This is a genomic window from Williamsia deligens, from assembly GCF_024171765.1.
GTDB classification, from domain to species: domain Bacteria; phylum Actinomycetota; class Actinomycetes; order Mycobacteriales; family Mycobacteriaceae; genus Williamsia_A; species Williamsia_A deligens.
In genome coordinates this window covers 267,368-285,270 of the sequence record NZ_JAMTCI010000003.1, presented here as the reverse complement: position 1 = coordinate 285,270, position 17,903 = coordinate 267,368, and the positions used below count along the sequence as shown (strand labels likewise).

At 70.8% G+C, this 17,903-nt stretch carries 17 protein-coding genes and 1 pseudogene; 10 read left to right on the top strand and 8 right to left on the bottom strand.

The features are described from left to right. Positions 1-25: 25 nt before the first annotated feature. The 7 genes from LX14_RS18555 (at position 26) to LX14_RS18525 (ending at position 6,315) form a co-directional block, all read left to right on the top strand. Positions 26-1,249, top strand: a complete 1,224-nt coding sequence (locus LX14_RS18555; protein WP_253648843.1) for a sedoheptulose 7-phosphate cyclase — start codon at positions 26-28, stop codon at positions 1,247-1,249. Next, entirely contained in the window at positions 1,242-2,114 is an 873-nt protein-coding gene (locus tag LX14_RS18550) for an O-methyltransferase (protein WP_253648842.1), read from the top strand. The genes LX14_RS18555 and LX14_RS18550 overlap by 8 nt, the downstream gene beginning before the upstream one ends. Continuing rightward, positions 2,111-3,421, top strand: a complete 1,311-nt coding sequence (locus LX14_RS18545; protein ID WP_253648841.1) for an ATP-grasp domain-containing protein — start codon at positions 2,111-2,113, stop codon at positions 3,419-3,421. The genes LX14_RS18550 and LX14_RS18545 overlap by 4 nt, the downstream gene beginning before the upstream one ends. Further along, positions 3,421-4,470, top strand: a complete 1,050-nt coding sequence (locus LX14_RS18540) for a D-alanine--D-alanine ligase family protein (RefSeq protein WP_253648840.1) — start codon at positions 3,421-3,423, stop codon at positions 4,468-4,470. Before LX14_RS18545 ends, LX14_RS18540 begins: the two co-directional genes overlap by 1 nt. Continuing rightward, a complete protein-coding gene (locus LX14_RS18535) occupies positions 4,467-5,237 on the top strand; it encodes a TauD/TfdA dioxygenase family protein (RefSeq protein ID WP_253648839.1) in 771 nt (256 codons plus the stop codon). Before LX14_RS18540 ends, LX14_RS18535 begins: the two co-directional genes overlap by 4 nt. Before the next feature lie 104 nt (positions 5,238-5,341). After that, positions 5,342-6,088 carry a HemK2/MTQ2 family protein methyltransferase gene (locus LX14_RS18530; RefSeq protein WP_253648838.1) on the top strand — a complete coding sequence of 249 codons (747 nt, stop codon included), beginning with the start codon at positions 5,342-5,344 and terminating at the stop codon, positions 6,086-6,088. Between the two features lie 80 nt (positions 6,089-6,168). After that, on the top strand, positions 6,169-6,315 hold the full coding sequence (locus LX14_RS18525) for a CDGSH iron-sulfur domain-containing protein (RefSeq protein WP_253648909.1): 147 nt from the start codon (positions 6,169-6,171) through the stop codon (positions 6,313-6,315). A 26-nt stretch (positions 6,316-6,341) separates the two neighbouring features. Here LX14_RS18525 and LX14_RS18520 read toward each other — a convergent pair whose 3' ends face one another. Next, a complete protein-coding gene (locus tag LX14_RS18520) occupies positions 6,342-7,439 on the bottom strand; it encodes an iron-containing redox enzyme family protein (RefSeq protein ID WP_253648837.1) in 1,098 nt (365 codons plus the stop codon). A gap of 131 nt (positions 7,440-7,570) precedes the next feature. On the opposite strand from LX14_RS18520, the gene LX14_RS18515 reads away from it, so the two are divergent. Beyond that, positions 7,571-9,187, top strand: a complete 1,617-nt coding sequence (locus LX14_RS18515; RefSeq protein WP_253648836.1) for a phytoene desaturase family protein — start codon at positions 7,571-7,573, stop codon at positions 9,185-9,187. A gap of 32 nt (positions 9,188-9,219) precedes the next feature. Then, complete coding sequence (locus LX14_RS18510; protein WP_253648835.1) at positions 9,220-9,654, top strand: SRPBCC family protein; 435 nt, start codon at positions 9,220-9,222, stop codon at positions 9,652-9,654. Positions 9,655-9,733: 79 nt separating this feature from the next. Here the strand turns inward: LX14_RS18510 and LX14_RS18505 are convergent, their stop codons facing one another. Then, complete coding sequence (locus LX14_RS18505; RefSeq protein WP_372505451.1) at positions 9,734-10,594, bottom strand: ferritin-like domain-containing protein; 861 nt, start codon at positions 10,592-10,594, stop codon at positions 9,734-9,736. A gap of 166 nt (positions 10,595-10,760) precedes the next feature. On the opposite strand from LX14_RS18505, the gene LX14_RS18500 reads away from it, so the two are divergent. Continuing rightward, positions 10,761-11,426: a hypothetical protein gene (locus tag LX14_RS18500; RefSeq protein WP_253648834.1), complete on the top strand. Its 666-nt coding sequence runs from the start codon at positions 10,761-10,763 to the stop codon at positions 11,424-11,426. A gap of 9 nt (positions 11,427-11,435) precedes the next feature. Here the strand turns inward: LX14_RS18500 and LX14_RS18495 are convergent, their stop codons facing one another. The 6 genes and pseudogenes from LX14_RS18495 to trpC all read right to left on the bottom strand — a co-directional run bounded on the left by LX14_RS18495 (position 11,436) and on the right by trpC (position 17,858). Then, positions 11,436-12,308 (bottom strand): acyl-CoA thioesterase, encoded by an 873-nt coding sequence (locus LX14_RS18495; RefSeq protein WP_253648907.1) that lies wholly within the window; start codon positions 12,306-12,308, stop codon positions 11,436-11,438. 29 nt (positions 12,309-12,337) lie between these two features. Then, positions 12,338-13,756 (bottom strand): pyruvate kinase, encoded by a 1,419-nt coding sequence (pyk, locus tag LX14_RS18490; RefSeq protein ID WP_253648833.1) that lies wholly within the window; start codon positions 13,754-13,756, stop codon positions 12,338-12,340. Between the two features lie 332 nt (positions 13,757-14,088). Further along, a pseudogene (gene lgt, locus LX14_RS18485) lies at positions 14,089-14,938 on the bottom strand (prolipoprotein diacylglyceryl transferase); the annotation flags it as partial. Next, a complete protein-coding gene (gene trpA, locus LX14_RS18480; RefSeq protein WP_253648832.1) occupies positions 14,935-15,738 on the bottom strand; it encodes a tryptophan synthase subunit alpha in 804 nt (267 codons plus the stop codon). The pseudogene lgt and the gene trpA, both read right to left, overlap by 4 nt. Continuing rightward, on the bottom strand, positions 15,735-17,036 hold the full coding sequence (gene trpB, locus LX14_RS18475) for a tryptophan synthase subunit beta (protein ID WP_253648831.1): 1,302 nt from the start codon (positions 17,034-17,036) through the stop codon (positions 15,735-15,737). The genes trpA and trpB overlap by 4 nt, the downstream gene beginning before the upstream one ends. 3 nt (positions 17,037-17,039) lie before the next feature. After that, the gene (gene trpC / locus LX14_RS18470; protein WP_253648830.1) at positions 17,040-17,858 is read right to left on the bottom strand and encodes an indole-3-glycerol phosphate synthase TrpC; all 819 of its coding nucleotides are present in this window, start codon (positions 17,856-17,858) and stop codon (positions 17,040-17,042) included. Positions 17,859-17,903: the final 45 nt, after the last annotated feature.

The window sequence follows — 17,903 nt, the reverse complement described above, 5'->3', positions numbered from 1 at the left end:
TCCCCGACCGTCACCAGGAGACCCCATGAGCACCATGCAGGCCAGCGTCACCGCGACCGACACGTCCTTCCACGTCGAGGGCTACGAGAAGATCGAGTACGACCTCGTCTACGTCGACGGCGTGTTCGACACCGCCAACACCCACCTCGCCGACGCCTACCGCCCGTACGGCCGGTGCCTCATGGTCGTCGACGAGTCCGTCGCCGCCCTCTACGGCGACCGCTACCGTGCCTACTTCGAGCACCACGGCATCGAGCTCACGGTGGTGCAGGTCGCCATCGCCGAGACCGCGAAGTCGCTGGAGACCTTCGAGCAGATCGTCACCGCGTTCGACGCGTTCGGTCTCGTGCGCACCGAGCCCGTCCTGGTCGTCGGCGGCGGCCTGAGCACCGACGTCGCCGGGTTCGCCTGTGCGGCCTACCGCCGCAGCACGCCCTACATCCGCATCCCGACCACGCTGATCGGCCTCATCGACGCCAGCGTGTCGATCAAGGTCGCGGTCAACCACGGCAAGCACAAGAACCGTCTCGGCGCGTACCACGCCTCGCAGCAGGTGCTGCTGGACTTCTCGTTCCTCGCCACGCTGCCCGAGGACCAGGTCCGCAACGGCATGGCCGAGCTGATCAAGATCTCGGTCGTCGGCAACCGCGAGATCTTCGACCTCCTCGACGAGCACGGACCCGATCTGCTCCGCACCCGCTTCGGGCACCTCGACGGCACCCCGGAGATCCGCGCCATCGGTGACCGCGTCACCTACGCCGCGATCGCGACGATGCTCGAGCTCGAGTCGCCGAACCTGCACGAGATCGACCTGGACCGGGTCATCGCGTTCGGCCACACCTGGAGCCCGACTCTCGAGCTGACACCGCCCGCGCCGTACTTCCACGGACACGCGATCAACGTCGACATGGCGTTCTCGACCACCCTCGCCGAGCAGCGCGGCCACATCACACCCGAGGAGCGCGACCGCGTCCTGGGTGCGATGAGCCGCATCGGTCTCGCCCTCGACAGCCCGTACCTGACCCCGGAGCTGCTCACCGAGGCGACCGACTCGATCCTGCGGACCCGCGACGGCATCCTGCGCGCGGCGATCCCCGACCCGATCGGCAATTGCGTCTTCCTCAACGACGTCACGACGGGTGAACTGGTCGACACCCTCGAGGCGCACCGCAAGATCTGCGCCGACTTCCCGCGCGGGGGTGACGGCACGGGGATGTTCACCGACGGCAGTGACGTCCGGGATGCCTGACGACCCCACCCGCGGGGCCTTCGCCCCGACCGTGTCCGCTCCCCGACCGGTCACCCCGACCACGGTGCTGGCGGCCGAGTTGATCGACCTGTGCGATCGGCTCGACGCCGGCACCGGGACGGACCCGGAGGTCGTCGCCGCGGCACGCCGGGCGCGGGATCTCGCCGTCGGGCTCGACGACTACGTCGCCGCGTGCACGTCGCCCGAGACATCCGCGCTCGCCGGTCTCGCGCGGCGGACCCACGAGCACGACTGGGACGCCGACGAGCACGCCGTCCATCTCGAACAGGAGATGCTCTCCGGACACGTCGAGGGTCGATTCCTGGCCTTCCTGGTCCACATGACCGGGGCGCGTCGGATCCTGGAACTCGGGATGTTCACCGGCTACTCCGCGTTGGCCATGGCCGAGGCGGCCGGGCCGGGAGCAGTGGTGGTCGCGAGTGAGATCGACCCCGCGGTCGCCGGGTTCGCCGCCGAGTCGTTCGAGCAGTCGGGGATGGCCGACCGGATCGACGTCCGCGTCGGACCCGCCTCGGAGCTGCTGCGCGACCTGGCCGCGTCCTGCGCCGCGGGCGACACGGCACCCTTCGACCTCGTCTTCGTCGACGCCGACAAGGGCGGGTACGCCGGATATCTCGACGCCCTGCTCGACTCGGACCTGCTCGCCGACGGTGCGGTCGTCGCCGTGGACAACACGCTCATGCAGGGACAGCCCTACCGCGACGGTGTCCCGAGCACATCGAACGGCACCGCGATCGCAACGTTCAACGCGTCGGTCGCCGACGACCCCCGCGTGGAGCAGGTGCTGGTCCCCCTCCGGGACGGCGTCACGCTCATCCGACGCACGGGGGACCCGAGGTCGTGACCCCACTGCGGGAGGCCAACGCCGGTCGGACCGCCGCCGCGCTGCTCGCCTCGGTCGTCACCCTCGCGGTCGACGCACCGGTGGTCGCGGCGGCGGTTCTACGCCGTCGTGGCGAGACGACCACGACCGCCACCGCCGACAGGCGGACGGTGCTCGTCACCGGGGGCAAGATGACCAAGTCGCTCGCCCTCGTCCGGGCGTTCCACGCCGCCGGCCATCGCGTCGTGCTGGTCGAGTCTGCGAAATACCGTCACACGGGGCACCGATACTCGCGGGCGGTGGACGCGTTCCACACCACGCCGGAGACCGGATCACCGGACTACGTCGAGGCACTGGCCCGCATCGTCGACCGTGAGCGCGTCGACGTGGTCGTGCCGGTGTCGAGCCCGGCGTCGAGCGTGGTCGAGGCGGCTGCACGGTCCGTCCTCGACGAGCGCTGCGAGGTCCTCCACGGCGACGTGGCGACGATCCGCATGCTCGACGACAAAGCGCAGTTCTCCACCCGCGCCGAAGAACTCGGCCTGTCGGTGCCGCACTTCGCCCGCATCTCCGATCCCGCACAGATCGACGACTTTCCGTTCCGCCCCGGATGCGAGTACATCCTGAAGCGGATCGCCTACAACCCGGTCGGACGCATGGACCTGACCCGATTGCGTGCCGAGACCCCCAGGGAGAACGCGGAGTTCGCCCGCCGGCTGCACATCACGCCCGACGACCCGTGGATCCTGCAACAGTTCATCCCCGGCCGGGAGTACTGCACACACGGCACGGTGCGCGACGGCCGGCTGCAGGTGTGGGCGTGCTGCGAGTCCTCGGCGTTCCAGATCAACTACGCCATGGTCGAGCACCCCCGCATCCGCGCGTGGGTGGAGGCGTTCCTCGCGCCCACCGGCCTCACCGGACAGGCGTCCTTCGACTTCATCGAGGCCGACGACGGCGAGGTGTACGCGATCGAGTGCAACCCGCGGACGCATTCGGCGATCACCATGTTCTACGACCACCCGGATCTCGCGGCGGCCTACCTGCAGGACGGACACCCGACGATCGTCCCGACTGCGACATCCCGTCCGACACACTGGATCTACCACGAGGTGTGGCGTCTGCTCACCGGGCCGGACCGGCGGGCGCGGTGGGCGAGCATCCGCCGCAGCACCGACGCGATCTTCTCGTGGTCGGACCCCCTGCCGTTCCTCATGGTCCACCACCTGCACATCCCGTCGCTGCTGCTCGCGAACCTGCGCGCCCGTCGGGGATGGACCCGGATCGACCTGAACATCGGCAAACTCGTCGAGAACGGTGGGGACTGATGGCACCCGTCGCCCCGCGCCGCCGACTGCTGCACCTCGCCGGTTCACCAGTCGACGAGTTCTTCGCCGACCTGTCCCGGCTCTACGCGGCGGGGGCACTCGACGCACTGTCCGGTGACGACCGGTACGAGCACGTGATCGTCCACGTCGCCCCGGACGGCACCTGGACGTTCCCCGCCGGGCTCACCGCCGCCGACGTCGCGGCCGCCGAACCGTTGTCCGCCGCATCGGCGATCGACCGGATCACGCGGTCCGACATCGATGCGGTGCTGCCGCAGATGTTCTGCCGCCCGGGGATGACCTCGTACCGATCGCTCTTCGACGTCCTCGACATCCCCCTGGTCGGCAACCCCGCCGAGGTGATGGCGATCGCCGCGGACAAGGCCACCGCGCGGGCCGTCGTCGCGGCCGCCGGGGTGGCCGTCCCCGCCGGGGAGGTCGTCGTGTCCGGTGACCGACCGTCCACGCCGCTGCCCGTCGTGGTCAAGCCCGTCGACGCCGACAACTCGCTCGGCGTCACCCTGGTGACCGAGCCGGATGGTCTCGTCCCGGCGCTGGAGTCGGCGTGGGAACACGGGACCCGCGCACTGGTGGAGACGTTCGTGCCGCTGGGGCGGGAGGTGCGCTGCGGCGTCGTCGTCCGCGACGGCGAACCGGTCTGTCTCCCGCTCGAGGAGTACTCGGTGCACGCCGAGGGCTCCCCCATCCGGACGCCGGCCGACAAACTCGCGCGCACCGGCGACGGCGACCTGTACCTCGTCGCGAAGACCGCCGACCACGCGTGGATCGTGCCCGACGACGACCCCGTCGTCCCGGCCGTGCACGCGGCGGCCCGGCTCGCGCACGAGGCCCTGGGGTGTCGCCACTACAGCCTGTTCGACTTCCGCATCGACCCCGACGGACGACCGTGGTTCCTCGAGGCCGGCCCCTATTGCTCGTTCTCCCGCGGCAGCGTCGTCGCGGTGATGGCCGCCGCCGCGGGGATGGACGTCACCACATTGTTCGCGACCGTGCTCGACGAGCTCGATCGAGAGAGGACGACACCATGAGATCCACTCCCCTGCAGCCCTTCGGCGCCCGGGTGACCGACGTCGTCGTCGGATCCCTCGACGCCGCGACGGTGGACGAACTGCGCGACCTCCTCGGCCGCCACGGGGTCCTGGTCTTCCCCGGTCAGGAGGTCGACGACGCAGCGTTCCTCGACTTCCTGCACGCCTTCGGCGAGACCACCTTCACCGACGGCGAGACACCGGTGGACGGGTTCCCCGAACTCAACGTCATCTCCAACGTCGGTCGCACGACGCCACCGAAGTCGCAGTTCCACACCGACACCAGCTATGTCGCGAACCCACCCGCGTACACGGCGCTGCGGGCCGTCACCGTCCCGGCCCACGGTGGTCAGACGCTCTTCGCCGACCAGTACCGGGCGTTCGAGACACTGCCCGAACTCGTCCGCGAAGACCTGGCCGAGCGTGTCGTCACCCACGTCGTGACGGGGGTGGACCTCGACGACGACGCCGAGACGTCGGCGCGACATCCGCTGTGCGCCCGCCATCCCCGCTCCGGTCGGACCGCGTTGTACCTCTCGACCCCGCAACGGTGTGCGGCCGTCAGCGGACTCGGTTCCGAGGAGGCGGAGGACACCATCGCGTCGTTGCTCGCCCACAGCACCCGCGACGACAACATCCTCGCCCATGCGTGGTCACCGGGAGACGTGGTGATGTGGGACAACCGATGTGTCCTGCACCGCGCCGACCACTCCGGCGTCGTCGGCGACAGGGTCATGCACCGCGGGATGGTGCTCGAGAACGTCTGATCGGACGTGTCGAGCCGGGGGGTTGAATTCCCCCGGGATGGGTATCCGAGCTCCGAGGTGTCGATGTCACGGCACCGATCGACATCGACGTCGCGAGGTGACACGTGCTCCTGCAGACTCCCGCCCAGCCGACCCATCAGAGCGGCCCGCCCACGCTGACGCAACGTCCGTTGGAGACGCCGTCGGCGCCGTCCACCGAGGACCTCGTCGTCGGTGCGTCCGTCTACGCGCCCCAGGGTGATTCCCACATGCTCGTGGAGGCCATGCGCGCCCACGCCGAGCACATCCGCGGCGGCCGCGTGGTCGACCTGTGCTGCGGCAGCGGTATCGCCGCCGTGTCGGCAGCGCGCCTGGGTGCCGCCGAGGTCCTCGCACTCGATCTCAACCCGGCCGCTGTGGCGAGCGCAGCAGCGAACGCCCTGCGCCATGCACCCGCGATGCACGCCCGTCGCGGGACCCTGACCGACGCGGTGGAACTCGGCCCGTTCGACGTCCTCCTCTGCAACCCGCCGTACGTGCCCGCCCCCGACGACGCGGTGGACCATGCGTCCGCCGCCTCCGCGTGGGATGCCGGCCACGACGGCCGCATGGTGCTCGACCCGCTGTGCCGGATGCTCCCCGACATCCTCGGCACCGGGGGGATGGCCCTCATCGTGCACTCGGAGGTGGCGGACTTCGCGGCCACGGTGGACCAGTGCCGCGCGGCAGGGTTGACCGCCGACGTCATCGCCAGGACACACGTGCCGTTGGGGCCGGTCATGCGCGAACGCGCCGACTGGTTGGCGCAGCAGGGTCACCTCCCCGCGGGCGCCGAGGCCGAGGAGTTGGCCGTCGTGAGGGTCACACGGTGACCGACGCCCTGGCGTCCTCCCATCCCGGCGAGGTGCCCTCGGGCCGCCGCACCGTCCGGGTGGTCCGCAACGGCCCGATCATGGTCGAGGGACCGGTCCGCATCGAGATGCCCGACGGTGAGGTGGTCGAGTCGGACCGGTTCATGGTCGCTCTGTGCGCGTGCAAGCGCAGCAAGACCTTCCCCCTGTGCGACACCAGTCATCGCAAGCGGGTCCGCGGGGCGTGACGTGACCTGACGCCCCGCGAGGGGCGTCAGGTCAGGTCGATCGCGGGCTCGCCCGCGGTCCAGCTGTCCATCATGTGTGCGGCCAGACGGTCCTCGACGAGCCCGAACGCCCGCATCCCGAACAGCACGTCCCGGGCCGTCCCCGGCTCACGGGCGATGAGGTCGCCGACGACATCGGTCCGCAGGACCTGCTCGTGGACCGCGTCCGCCTCGACGTGCTCGAGGTAGAAGCCGCGGCACGCGGCCGGGGCGTCCATGCGGGCCAGCGCGTCGGCCAGTCGGCGTGAACCCGGCGACGAGGTGATCTCGGTGGCGGCGAGGTGCCCGACGGTCGCGCCGCGCGACGACCGGTGCAGCCCGAACATCGACATCAGGGTGATCGGCGCGAGAGCCGATGCCGGTGCCCTGTCGAGGTAGGCGAGGTAACCGGTCTCGAGGTCGGCCGCCGCCAGCAGGTCGGCGAACAGGTTCTGGTGCATGCGGTCTCCGCGGCCGCCCCCGAACTCGTCGAACTCGACCGCGACGTACGCCGCCTTGGCCTGACCGGACAACCGCGGGATGGCCCAGGCGTGGGGGTCGGCTTCCTTCAGGTGGTAGATCGACCGGATCGCGAACATCTCGCGCATCTGGTCCCAGGTCCCCTCGTCGCGCAGGAACCACGACGGGCCCTCGCCCGCGATCTGCTCCGTCGACAGCGCGTCCATCTCCGCCTCGACGTCGGCGGGACCGACCTCGTCGGGGATCGCGGTGCCGGCGACGACGGCGGCGCGGAAGGACTTCTCGAGTCGGGTGCGCAGTGCCAGCAGCGTCGGGCACCACTCCCACTCCGCGTCGACCCCGACGAAACCGCGGTAGTGCAGCTCATAGCAGGTGTGCAGCGCAAGGTGCAGATCCGCGCCCCAGGGGTCGGCTGCCGCGAGATCGGCCTCCGCGGGCATCACGACCGCGTCGACGGCACCGGGATCCGCACCGGAGCCGAGAGCGTTCACGACTGCCTGCGACAGCGGCCCACGCGGGGTCGGCAGTCGCGGCGACGCGGCGTCGGTCGCGGTGTGGACGGACTCGAGTGTGTCGGTGATGGCTCCTCCTGGGGATGCATGGCGGGACGGGGTCGGCGTGACCATGGTCGTCACGGTCGCCGATGACGGGCGCGGGTACCTCCATGGTCCCGCATGTCACCCGGATACCCACGCGACGCCGACTCAACCGTCGGTCCGGTGTTTGGATCCCACCCGGCGGGGAAACCCCGCCGCTGATGACTGCGCAGACGACAGGGACGGGCGGCACGACGAGGTCGGATGCCGTGGTGGTGGGTGCTGGACACAACGGGCTCGTCGCCGCGATCCGGCTAGCCGACGCGGGCTGGGACGTGACGGTGCTCGAGGAGCAGTCGACCCCGGGCGGCGCCGTGCGCAGCGCGGAACTGACTCCCGGGTTCGTCACCGACCTCTACAGCGCGTTCTACCCGTTGGCGGTCGACTCCCCCGCCTTCGCCGGACTCGACCTCGAGAGCCACGGCCTGCGCTGGCGGCACGCACCCGCCGTGTACGGCCACCCGCTCTCGCCCGACGACTCCGCCGCCTCGGTGGTGTCCCGCGACCCGACCGTCACCGCCGCGGCGCTGGCCGCCCACGATCCCCGCGACGGCCGCACCTGGACGCAGCTCGTCGACGAATGGCAGGTGATCGGACCGGCGGTGCTGAACACCCTGTTCCGTCCCTTCCCGCCGGTGCGGGGACCGCTCGACCTCATCCGCGCACTCGACGCCGCCGACCTGCTGCGGCTGACCCGCTTCCTGCTGCTGCCGGCCGCGCGGATGGTGACCGAGCTGTTCCACAGCGACCACGCGCGGATCCTGTTCCTCGGCAACGCGATGCATGCCGACGTACCCCTAGACGCCCCCGGCAGCGGGGTCATGGGGTACCTGCTCACGATGCTCGCCCAGGACGGTGGGTTCCCCGTGCCCGAGGGCGGGTCGGGCGAGCTGACGCGTGCGCTCTGCGCGCGCGCCCGCAGCGTCGGGGTCGAGATCGTCACCGACGCGGCCGTCGACCACATCGAGACGTCGTCGCATCGGGCGACCGGGGTGCGGACCCGCGACGGACGACGGTGGTCGGCGCGGCGTGCCGTCCTGGCCGACGTGTCCGCACCCGCGCTCTACGGATCGCTGCTCGATCCGCGGGACGTCCCCGCCCGGGTCACCGCCGATCTCGACCACTTCGAGTGGGACATGCCCGTGGTGAAGGTCGACTACGCGGTCGGCTCCGCGATCCCCTGGCGGAGTCCGTCGCTGGCGGGCGCCGGGACCGTGCACCTCGGGGCCGACCAGCACGACATGGTCCGGTGGATGGCCGACCTCACCACCGGGACGGTGCCCCGCCGACCGTTCCTGCTCATGGGTCAGATGACGACCGCCGACCCCTCCCGTTCGCCCGCCGGCACCGAGAGCGCCTGGGCGTACACCCATCTCCCCCGCGGGGTGGACGACGACGAGTCCGCCCTCGCCCTCGCGGCGCGCGTCGACGAGACCATCGAGGCCCACGCCCCCGGTTTCCTCGACGCCGTCGTCGGACGACACGTCCAGACACCGTCCGAGCTCGTCGCCGCCGACGACAACCTGCGCGGCGGCGCCGTCAACGGCGGGACCTCACAACTGCACCAGCAGTTGGTCTTCCGGCCCACGGCCGGACTCGGACGACCGGAGACCCCCGTCGAACGGCTCTATCTCGCAGGCGCGTCGGCGCATCCCGGCGGCGGGGTGCACGGCGCCTGCGGCAACAACGCCGCCCACGCCGCCCTGCGCGCCACCGGTGTCCGGGGCGCCCCGCGCCGCCGCGTCATCACCTCGCTCGTCCGTCGTCTCAACCGTTGAGACGTCTCCCACCAGAGAAAGAGAATCGACCGATGCCCGCAGTCACCCACCGCACCTCCGCGACACCCGCCCAGGTGTGGTCCATCCTGGCCAACGGCTGGCTCTACTCGTCCTGGGTCGTCGGGACGTCCCGTATCCGTGACGTCGACCCCGACTGGCCGCAGGAGGGTGCTCGTGTCCACCATTCCGTCGGTGGCTGGCCCGTCCTCCTCGACGACGAGACCCGCGTGCTCGACTCGCGCGCCGGGCATCTCGAGTTGTCCGCGCACGCGTGGCCGTTCGGCTCCGCGCGGATCGCCCTGACCGTCGAGAAGGACGGGAACGGCTCCCGCATCGTGATGGACGAGCACGCCGAGACGCCGCCCTTCTCGTGGGCGCCGGACGAGGTCCAGCGGATCGCGATGGCACCGCGGCTGCGGGAATGCCTCCGCCGCCTCGCCCTTCTCGCCGAGAACGGCGCCCACTGATCGCAGGGTGAACGCACCTGCACAGACAGCGGCGGCGCCGGGGATCATCCCCGGCGCCGCCGTCGTCGTCTGGCAGTCGTCAGCTGTCGATGCCGACGATCTCCTGGGCGATCCCCGCCAGCCTCGTCTGCGCGGCGGACACGACGCCGCTGCGGTTGCGGTGGCTCTCCTCGTAGGCGACCACGGAGCGGATGTCCGAGGGGTCCTCGAACTCCTTGATCTCCGCGACGATCTCGGACACCTTCTTGGCGTCGTAGCCGGCGATCGGCAGATCGTCGGCGTCCTGTCCCGCGATCTCGTCGCGCACGCGATCGGCCTCCGCCTGCCCCTGTTCGACGACCGCGGTCGCGGCGTCCGGGGCACGACGCAGGAGTTCGACCGCCTTGTCGATCCCCCGCATCGCGGCGTTCGCGGGCGCGGCGGCCACACGCAGTGCGACACCCGCACCCCACTGACCGGGACCCCGGCGCAGCGCGACCGGTCCGCCGATGGCCTCCTCCGCGAGGACCGTCGTCAGCCACTCGACCGTGGCCTCGTGCGCGGTGACGAGGCGTCGCGCCAGATCGGTCACCGAGGCGTCACCGGCCGCGGTCGCCAGTGCGACGAGGTAGCGCGACCGGTCGAGCAGCTGGTGCTCGAGCGCGAGATCGCCGAGAAGGGCTTCGTCGAGCGGCGCGACCTGCTCGGCCACGACCTTGGCCAGCGCGTTCAGACGACCGACCAGGGGCCGGATCACGTCGGGGGCGGCGCCGATCTCGCGGATCGCGGCCTCGATCTGCGTTGCACGGTCCTTCGCGTTGGCCGCGTTCTCGGTGAGTTCGCGGCGGACGGCGTCGGTGCGGGCCTGGGCGATCCGGGTCTGGGCGACCTGGATCTCGGTGTTCGTCAGCGCCAACACGGCGCGCAGCTGATGGGTGATGGTCGTCGTCGACACGGTCACGGTGTCTCCTTCGTCGAGGGTCACGCGGTCGTCGCCGAGGCGACGCCGGTGTGGTCGCAGAGAGGGATGCCCCTCCGACGGGGGGCCGCAAACCCGTGATCTGTCTCGCATGTGTGGGTCGCCACATTCGGGTTTCGGCCCCGTCGTGCCGGACATCCGTCATCGCATGAGTGCGCAGTCACCCGAGACCGTCCCGTCGCCGCTCCTCGCCCGCGCCGTCGGCACCCCGTTCCGTGCGGCCGCCGCACTGCGACACGCGAAGGCCTTCCATCCCGACGGGCGTCTGCTGACCGGGTCACTCGTCGTCGACGGGCCCATCCTGGGTGTGGTCCGTCCGAGCGCGGGCGACGTCACCCTCCGGCTGTCGCAGGGCGCAGGACTCCCGGGCGGGCTCCCCGACGTCCTCGGGATCGCGCTGCGGGTCGACATCGGGGCCGGCCGCCCGTGGGACCTGCTCCTGGCGTCGTCGACGGTCGCGGCCACGCGTGTCCCGCTCCCCGTCCCCGCCCGCACCTGGTCGGAGACGACGTTCTCGTCGCTCACCCCGTTCGAGGCGGACGGTGCGTGGTGGTGGATACGGGCGCAGACCGTGGTCGCGTCGCGGACCGCGGCCGTACCCGACCCACCCGTCCGCATCCGGTTGTCGCAGGCGCGGGGCCTGTCACCGTTCCGGTCGATCGGTGAGGTGGAGGCGACGGACGTCGCACCTGTCGCCGACATCGACTTCGATCCCGTACGCAATCTCCCCGCCGACGTCCGCATGGCGCCGGCGTGGTTGGCGCGGACACGGAGGTCGGCGTACGACGACAGCCGACGTGGCCGCCGCGGGTGACCGCAGCGATCAGTCGCGCGACGGGAAGTGCTTGATCAGCGCCTCCTGCGCCACCGTGGTCGCCAACACACCGTCGCGGGTGAAGAAGCGACCCGACGCGAGGCCGCGTGACCCGGCCGCCACCGGCGACTCCGTGGCGTAGAGCATCCAGTCGTCGAAACGGAACTCCCGGTGGAACCACATGGAGTGGTTCACCGTCGCCGCGAAGAGCCGATCGATGCCCCAGGACAGACCGTGGGTGCTGATCACCGAGTCGAGCACGGTGGTGTCCGAGGCGTAACACATGGCCGCGACGTGGAGCAGCGGGTCGTCGGGGAGGACACCGTCGGCCCGCATCCACACCCGGTTCTTCTCGATGCGCTCGCCGGACTCCCGTGCCTTCCACGTGGGGTCGTTGGCGAAGCGGATGTCGATGGGATGGATCGCGTCGACGAAGGCGGCGATCCGGTCCTCGTACCCCTTGAAGTGCTCACCCAGTGGCGGCAGATGCTCCGGGTAGGGCACCTCCGGGATCTCCACCGCATGCTCGAGACCGGCGGCGTTGTCCTGGAAGGCGACCAACATCGTGACGATCTCGGCGTCACCCTGCATCGCCGTCACCTGACGGTTGGCGAAGCTGCGCGCGTCCCTCGAGCGGTGGACGTGGTACTCCAGCGGTGCCGACGTGTCGCCCCCGCGGATGAAATGGGCGTGGACCGCGTGCACCGGCGGTGAGCCCTTCGTGATGGTGCGACCCGCCGCCAGCACTCCCTGCGCCAGCAGCTGTCCGCCGAAGGTGCGCGGTGTCCTCTGCTCCGGATGGTGCCCGACGAAGACGTCCTCAGCGGTCTCGGTCAGATCGAAGAGGTCGAGCAGCTTGTCGAGATCACTCTGCACGGTCAGTCCCACACGTCCGCCCCCCGGCTGGTCCGCTAGTGATCCTCTTCCCCGATGCGGTGGACGTGGATCAGGTTGGTGGACCCCACCGTACCGGGGGGTGCACCCGCGACGATGACCACCTGATCGCCCACGCCGAGGCGCCCGATCTTCAACAGCGAGCTGTCGACCTGGCGGATCATCGCGTCGGTGGTCTCGACGGAGTCGACGAGGAACGTCTCGGTGCCCCAGCTCAGGGCCAACTGACTGCGCACCTCGGGCAGCGGGGTGAAGGCCAGCAGCGGGAGCCGGGTGTGCAGCCGGGCCAGCCGTCGCACGGTGTCACCGGACTGGGTGAAGGCGACCAGGGCCTTCGCGTCGAGGCGTTCGCCGATGTCGCGGGCGGCGTAGGAGATGATGCCGCGCTTGGTCCGGGGGACGTGGCTGAGCGGCGGGACGTCCCGCGTCCCGTTCTCGACGGCGTTGACGATCCGGGCCATCGTGCGCACCGTCTCCATCACGTACTTGCCGACCGATGTCTCGCCGGAGAGCATCACGGCGTCGGCGCCGTCGAGCACGGCGTTGGCGACGTCGGACGCCTCCGCGCGGGTGGGTCGCGAGTTCTCGATCATGGACTCGAGCATCTGCGTCGCCACGATGACCGGCTTGGCGTTCTCCCGCGCCATCTGGATGGCCCGCTTCTGCACGAGCGGGACCTCCTCGAGCGGCAGCTCGACGCCGAGGTCGCCACGTGCGACCATCACAGCGTCGAACGCCAGGACGACGGCCTCGAGGTTGTCGATCGCCTCGGGCTTCTCCAGCTTCGCGATGACGGGCACGCGGCGGCCGACACGGTCCATGACGTCGTGGACCAGCTCGATGTCCGACGGTGACCGAACGAACGACAGCGCGATCAGATCCACCCCGAGCCGCAGCGCGAACTCCAGGTCGGCGGTGTCCTTGTCGGACATGGCCGGCACGGAGACGTTCATGCCGGGCAGCGAGACACCCTTGTTGTTGCTGACCGGGCCGCCCTCGGTGACCCGGCACACGACGTCGTTGCCGTCGATGTCGGTGACGGTCAGACCGACCTTCCCGTCGTCGACGAGCAGACGGTCACCGGGCTGGGCGTCGACCGCGAGCTCCTTGTATGTGGTCGACACCCGATCGTGTGTGCCTTCGATGTCGTCGACGGTGATGCGCACCTGCTCACCGGTCGCCCACTCCGTGCGTCCCTGCTCGAACCGACCGAGCCGGATCTTCGGGCCCTGCAGGTCGGCGAGGATCCCGACCGCGCGCCCGGTCGCGTCGGAGGCGGCGCGCACCCGTTCGTACATGGCCTTGTGGTCGTCGTGGCTGCCATGACTGAAGTTCAGGCGCGCGACGTCCATCCCGCTCTCCACCAGCTCGCGCACACGCTCCGCGCTGTCGGTCGCAGGGCCCAGCGTGCAGACGATCTTGGTGCGGCGATTCACGGGAGTGAGCCTAGTCCTCCGACAGGGGTGTCTCCACGATGGCGCCGAGCTGTCATCCGCCGTCCACCACCCTGTCGACGAACATCCGCGTGCGACTGGGGAAGTCACGAGCGCAGGTCGTGCGACCGGTCAGCGTGTCGCGGTGTCGGCGGCCGTGTCGGTGTCGCCGTCGGCCTTCTCGTCCGACGGCTTCTTCTCGTCGGGAGCAGCCTTGTCGTCGGCAGTCGGCTTCTCGTCGGACTCCGCGGTGGTCGCGTCCGTCTCCGCGTCGGTCGCGGTGTCCGGGCCGTCCTCGGCGTCGGGACCGTGCTCTCCGCGGTACACGTCGTCGGGTGCTTCCCGGCCCTTGCGGGCGAGGACGATGTACGCGACGGCGCAGAGGAACACGATGCCGGCCGTGAACACGTTGATGCGGATGCCCAGGACGTGGGTGGCGGAGTCCTCGCGGAGCATCTCGATGAAGAACCGCCCGAGGCAGTACCCGGCCACGTATCCCGCGAACAGACGCCCGTGGCCGATGCGGAACCGCCGGTCGAGTGCGACGAGCGCGACGACGACGAGGACGTTCCAGATCAGCTCGTAGAGGAACGTGGGCTGGACGACGTCGACGACGGTGCCGGTCGACCTGCCGTCGATCAGTCCGGGTCCGACGTTGCCGTTGGAGTCGACGCGTTCGTAGATCTCCAGACCCCACGGCAGCGACGTGTGCGCGCCGTAGAGCTCCTGGTTGAAGTAGTTGCCGAGCCGACCGATCGCCTGGGCCAGCAGGATCGGCGGGGCGATCGCGTCGCCGAACGCCGGCAGACGGATCCCCGCCCGCCGGGTGCCGATCCACGCGCCCACCGCGCCGAGGAGGACGGCACCCCAGATCCCGAGACCGCCGTCCCAGATCTTCAGGGCGTCGATCGGCTGTTTCGGGCCGTCACCGAAGTAGGTCCGCCAGTCGGTCGCCAGGTGATAGAGCCGTCCGCCGACCAGGCCGAAGGGCACCGCCCAGATGGCGACGTCGAGGACCTCGCCCTCACGGCCGCCCCGGGCGACCCAGCGACGGTTGCCCCACCACACGGCGGCGACGATGCCGACGATGATGCACAGGGCGTAGGCCCGGAGCGGGAAGTCGCCGAGGTACCAGACACCCTGCGGGGGACTGGGGAACGCCGCCAGCACCGTGGGTGCGGTCATCGAGCCTGCGCCGATCGTGGTGCCGACCGCACCCCGTCGGCGAGGTCACCGACGAGCGTCGCCAACGCCGACTCGCTCTCGTCGGCTGCGCTCACCAGGGCGGACCCGACGATGACGCCGTCGGCGTATGCGGCGATCTGCGCAGCCTGCTCACGGCTGCGCACCCCGAGTCCCACACCGATCGCGATGTCGGAGTGGGAGCGGATCCGTGCGCACAGCTCCGGCGCGGCGTCGGACACGGCGTCGCGGGCGCCGGTGACACCCATGACGGAGGACGCGTAGACGAACCCCGAGCTCTTCTCGAGCGTCATCGCCAACCGCTCCTCGGTGGACGACGGCGCGACGAGGAAGATCCGGTCGAGCTCGTGCGCATCCGAGGCCTCGACCCAGGCGTCGGCCTCCTCGGGGATGAGGTTGGGCGTGATGATGCCCATCCCACCCGCGGCGGCGAGGTCCCGGGAGAACGCGTCGATCCCGTAGCGCAGCAACGGGTTCCAGTAGGACATGACCACCGGGGCGCCACCGGCCTCGGCGACGACCTCCGCCGCGGCGAACACGTCACGCACCTTGGTGCCCGCGGCGAGCGCTGTGTCGGCGGCGGCCTGGATGGTGGGACCGTCCATCACCGGGTCGGAGTACGGGATGCCGAGTTCGACGATGTCGCAGCCGGATTCCACGAGCACCCGCACCAGCCGACGGGACTGCTCGGGGTCGGGGAAACCGACCGGGAGGTATCCGATGAGCGCCGCGCGGGCCTCGGCGGAACACCGGGCGAAGACGCCCGACAGGCGTGACGTCACGACGCGGACTCGGGCTTGTCGAACAGCCCGAACCAACGGGCTGCGGTGTCGACGTCCTTGTCACCGCGGCCGGACAGGTTCACCAACACCGCGGCGCCGTCGCCCAGTTCGCGGCCGAGCGTGAGCGCCCCCGCCACCGCGTGCGCGGACTCGATGGCCGGGATGATGCCCTCGGCACGGCTCAGCAGCGACAGCGCGTCCATCGCCTCGACGTCGGTGACCGGGCGGTACTCGGCGCGACCGGTCTCCAGCAGGTGGGCGTGCTCCGGGCCGACACCCGGGTAGTCCAGGCCGGCGGAGATCGAGTGGGACTCGATCGTCTGGCCGTCGTCGTCCTGGAGGAGGTAGGAGTACGCGCCCTGGAAGGCACCGGGCGTGCCGCCGCTGAACGTCGCAGCGTGCCGACCCGAGTCGACGCCGTCGCCCGCGGCCTCGAACCCGACCAGACGCACACCCTCGTCCTCGATGAACGGGTGGAAGATGCCGATCGCGTTCGAGCCGCCACCGACACAGGCGACCACGGCGTCGGGGAGGCGCCCGACGGACGAGAGCATCTGCGCACGGGCCTCGAGCCCGACGATGCGCTGCAGGTCACGGACCATCAGCGGGAACGGGTGCGGTCCCGCCGCGGTGCCGAAGCAGTAGTAGGTGTTGTGCGCGTTCGTCACCCAGTCGCGCATCGCCTCGTTGATCGCGTCCTTCAACGTCGACGACCCGGTGTCGACGGCGACGACGGTCGCCCCCAGCAGACGCATACGGGCGACGTTGAGCGCCTGACGCTCGGTGTCGACACGGCCCATGTAGATGACGCACTCGAGGCCGAACAGCGCACAGGCCGTGGCGGTCGCGACACCGTGCTGACCAGCACCGGTCTCGGCGATGATCCGGTGCTTGCCCATCTTCCGGGCCAGCATGGCCTGGCCGAGGACGTTGTTGATCTTGTGCGAGCCGGTGTGGTTCAGGTCCTCGCGCTTGAGGAATATGCGCGCGCCGCCGGCGTGCTCCCGCAGACGCTGCGCCTCGAACAACGGGGACGGTCGGCCGCTGTAGTCGCGCTGCAGCCGGTCGAGCTCGGCCAGGAAGTCGTCGTCGACACGAGCCTTCTCGTAACTGGTGGTGACCTCGTCGATGACGGCCATCAGCGCCTCGGGCACGTGACGCCCGCCGAACGAGCCGAAATACCCGCGCTCGTCGGGGTCAGAGGAGGTGCGTTCGGCCAGTCCCCTGCTGGCGGTGGGGAACTCGGCGTCGAGAGAGGTGTCCGCGGACAGAGAGGGCTCCTGGTGGTGCGTGGTCACCGGTCAGCGGACCGGTTTGGGGCAGGACGGGTGGGCGCCGGCCGTGACGAGCTCGGCCACCGCGGCGCGGGGGTCCCCGCGCGTGACCAGGGCCTCGCCGACGAGGACTGCATCCGCACCGGCGCCGGCGTAGGCGAGCAGGTCCGCGGTGCCGTTGACACCGCTCTCGGCGATGCGGATGGTCTCCGTCGGCAACCCGGGTGCGATGCGGGCGAACACGTCCCGGTCGACCTCGAGGGTCTTGAGGTTGCGGGCGTTGACGCCGACGACGGTCGCGCCCGCGGACAGGGCACGGTCGGCCTCGGCCTCGGTGTGGACCTCCACCAGGGCGGTCATCCCGAGGGACTCGGTGCGGTCGAGCAGGGAGGCCAGCACGTTCTGTTCCAGCGCGGCCACGATGAGCAGGACGACGTCCGCCCCGTGGGCCCGGGCCTCGTGGATCTGATACGGCCCGATGATGAAGTCCTTGCGCAGGACCGGGATCCGGACCGCTGCACGGACCGCGTCGAGGTCGGCCAGGGAACCGCCGAAGCGACGCTCCTCGGTGAGCACGCTGATGATGCGGGCCCCACCGCTCTCGTAGGCGCGTGCGAGCTCGGCGGGATCGGGGATGTCGGCGAGAGGACCCTTCGACGGGCTCGATCGCTTGCACTCGGCGATGACGGCGATGCCCGGCTCCCGCAGTGCCGCGGCGGCGTCGATCGGGTCGGGGGCGGCCTTGGCCGCGGCTTTCACGGCGGCGAAGTCCAGGACCGCCTCCCGGGCGGCGACGTCGGCGCGGACGCCGTCGATGATCGAGTCGAGGACGGTCGGCGAGCTCATGGCGCGGTCCCCTTCCAGCGTCTCGAGATCGTCGGCGACTGCGCC

Excerpts from the sequence above, each read along its gene's own strand:
- LX14_RS18555 (WP_253648843.1), top strand. The coding sequence starts at position 26 with ATGAGCACCATGCAGGCCAGCGTCACCGCGACCGACACGTCCTTCCAC.
- LX14_RS18550 (WP_253648842.1), top strand. The coding sequence starts at position 1,242 with ATGCCTGACGACCCCACCCGCGGGGCCTTCGCCCCGACCGTGTCCGCT.
- LX14_RS18540 (WP_253648840.1), top strand. The coding sequence starts at position 3,421 with ATGGCACCCGTCGCCCCGCGCCGCCGACTGCTGCACCTCGCCGGTTCA.
- LX14_RS18535 (WP_253648839.1), top strand. The coding sequence starts at position 4,467 with ATGAGATCCACTCCCCTGCAGCCCTTCGGCGCCCGGGTGACCGACGTC.
- LX14_RS18525 (WP_253648909.1), top strand. The coding sequence starts at position 6,169 with ATGGTCGAGGGACCGGTCCGCATCGAGATGCCCGACGGTGAGGTGGTC.
- LX14_RS18520 (WP_253648837.1), bottom strand. The coding sequence starts at position 7,439 with ATGGTCACGCCGACCCCGTCCCGCCATGCATCCCCAGGAGGAGCCATC.
- LX14_RS18515 (WP_253648836.1), top strand. The coding sequence starts at position 7,571 with ATGACTGCGCAGACGACAGGGACGGGCGGCACGACGAGGTCGGATGCC.
- LX14_RS18510 (WP_253648835.1), top strand. The coding sequence starts at position 9,220 with ATGCCCGCAGTCACCCACCGCACCTCCGCGACACCCGCCCAGGTGTGG.
- LX14_RS18500 (WP_253648834.1), top strand. The coding sequence starts at position 10,761 with ATGAGTGCGCAGTCACCCGAGACCGTCCCGTCGCCGCTCCTCGCCCGC.
- trpC (WP_253648830.1), bottom strand. The coding sequence starts at position 17,858 with ATGAGCTCGCCGACCGTCCTCGACTCGATCATCGACGGCGTCCGCGCC.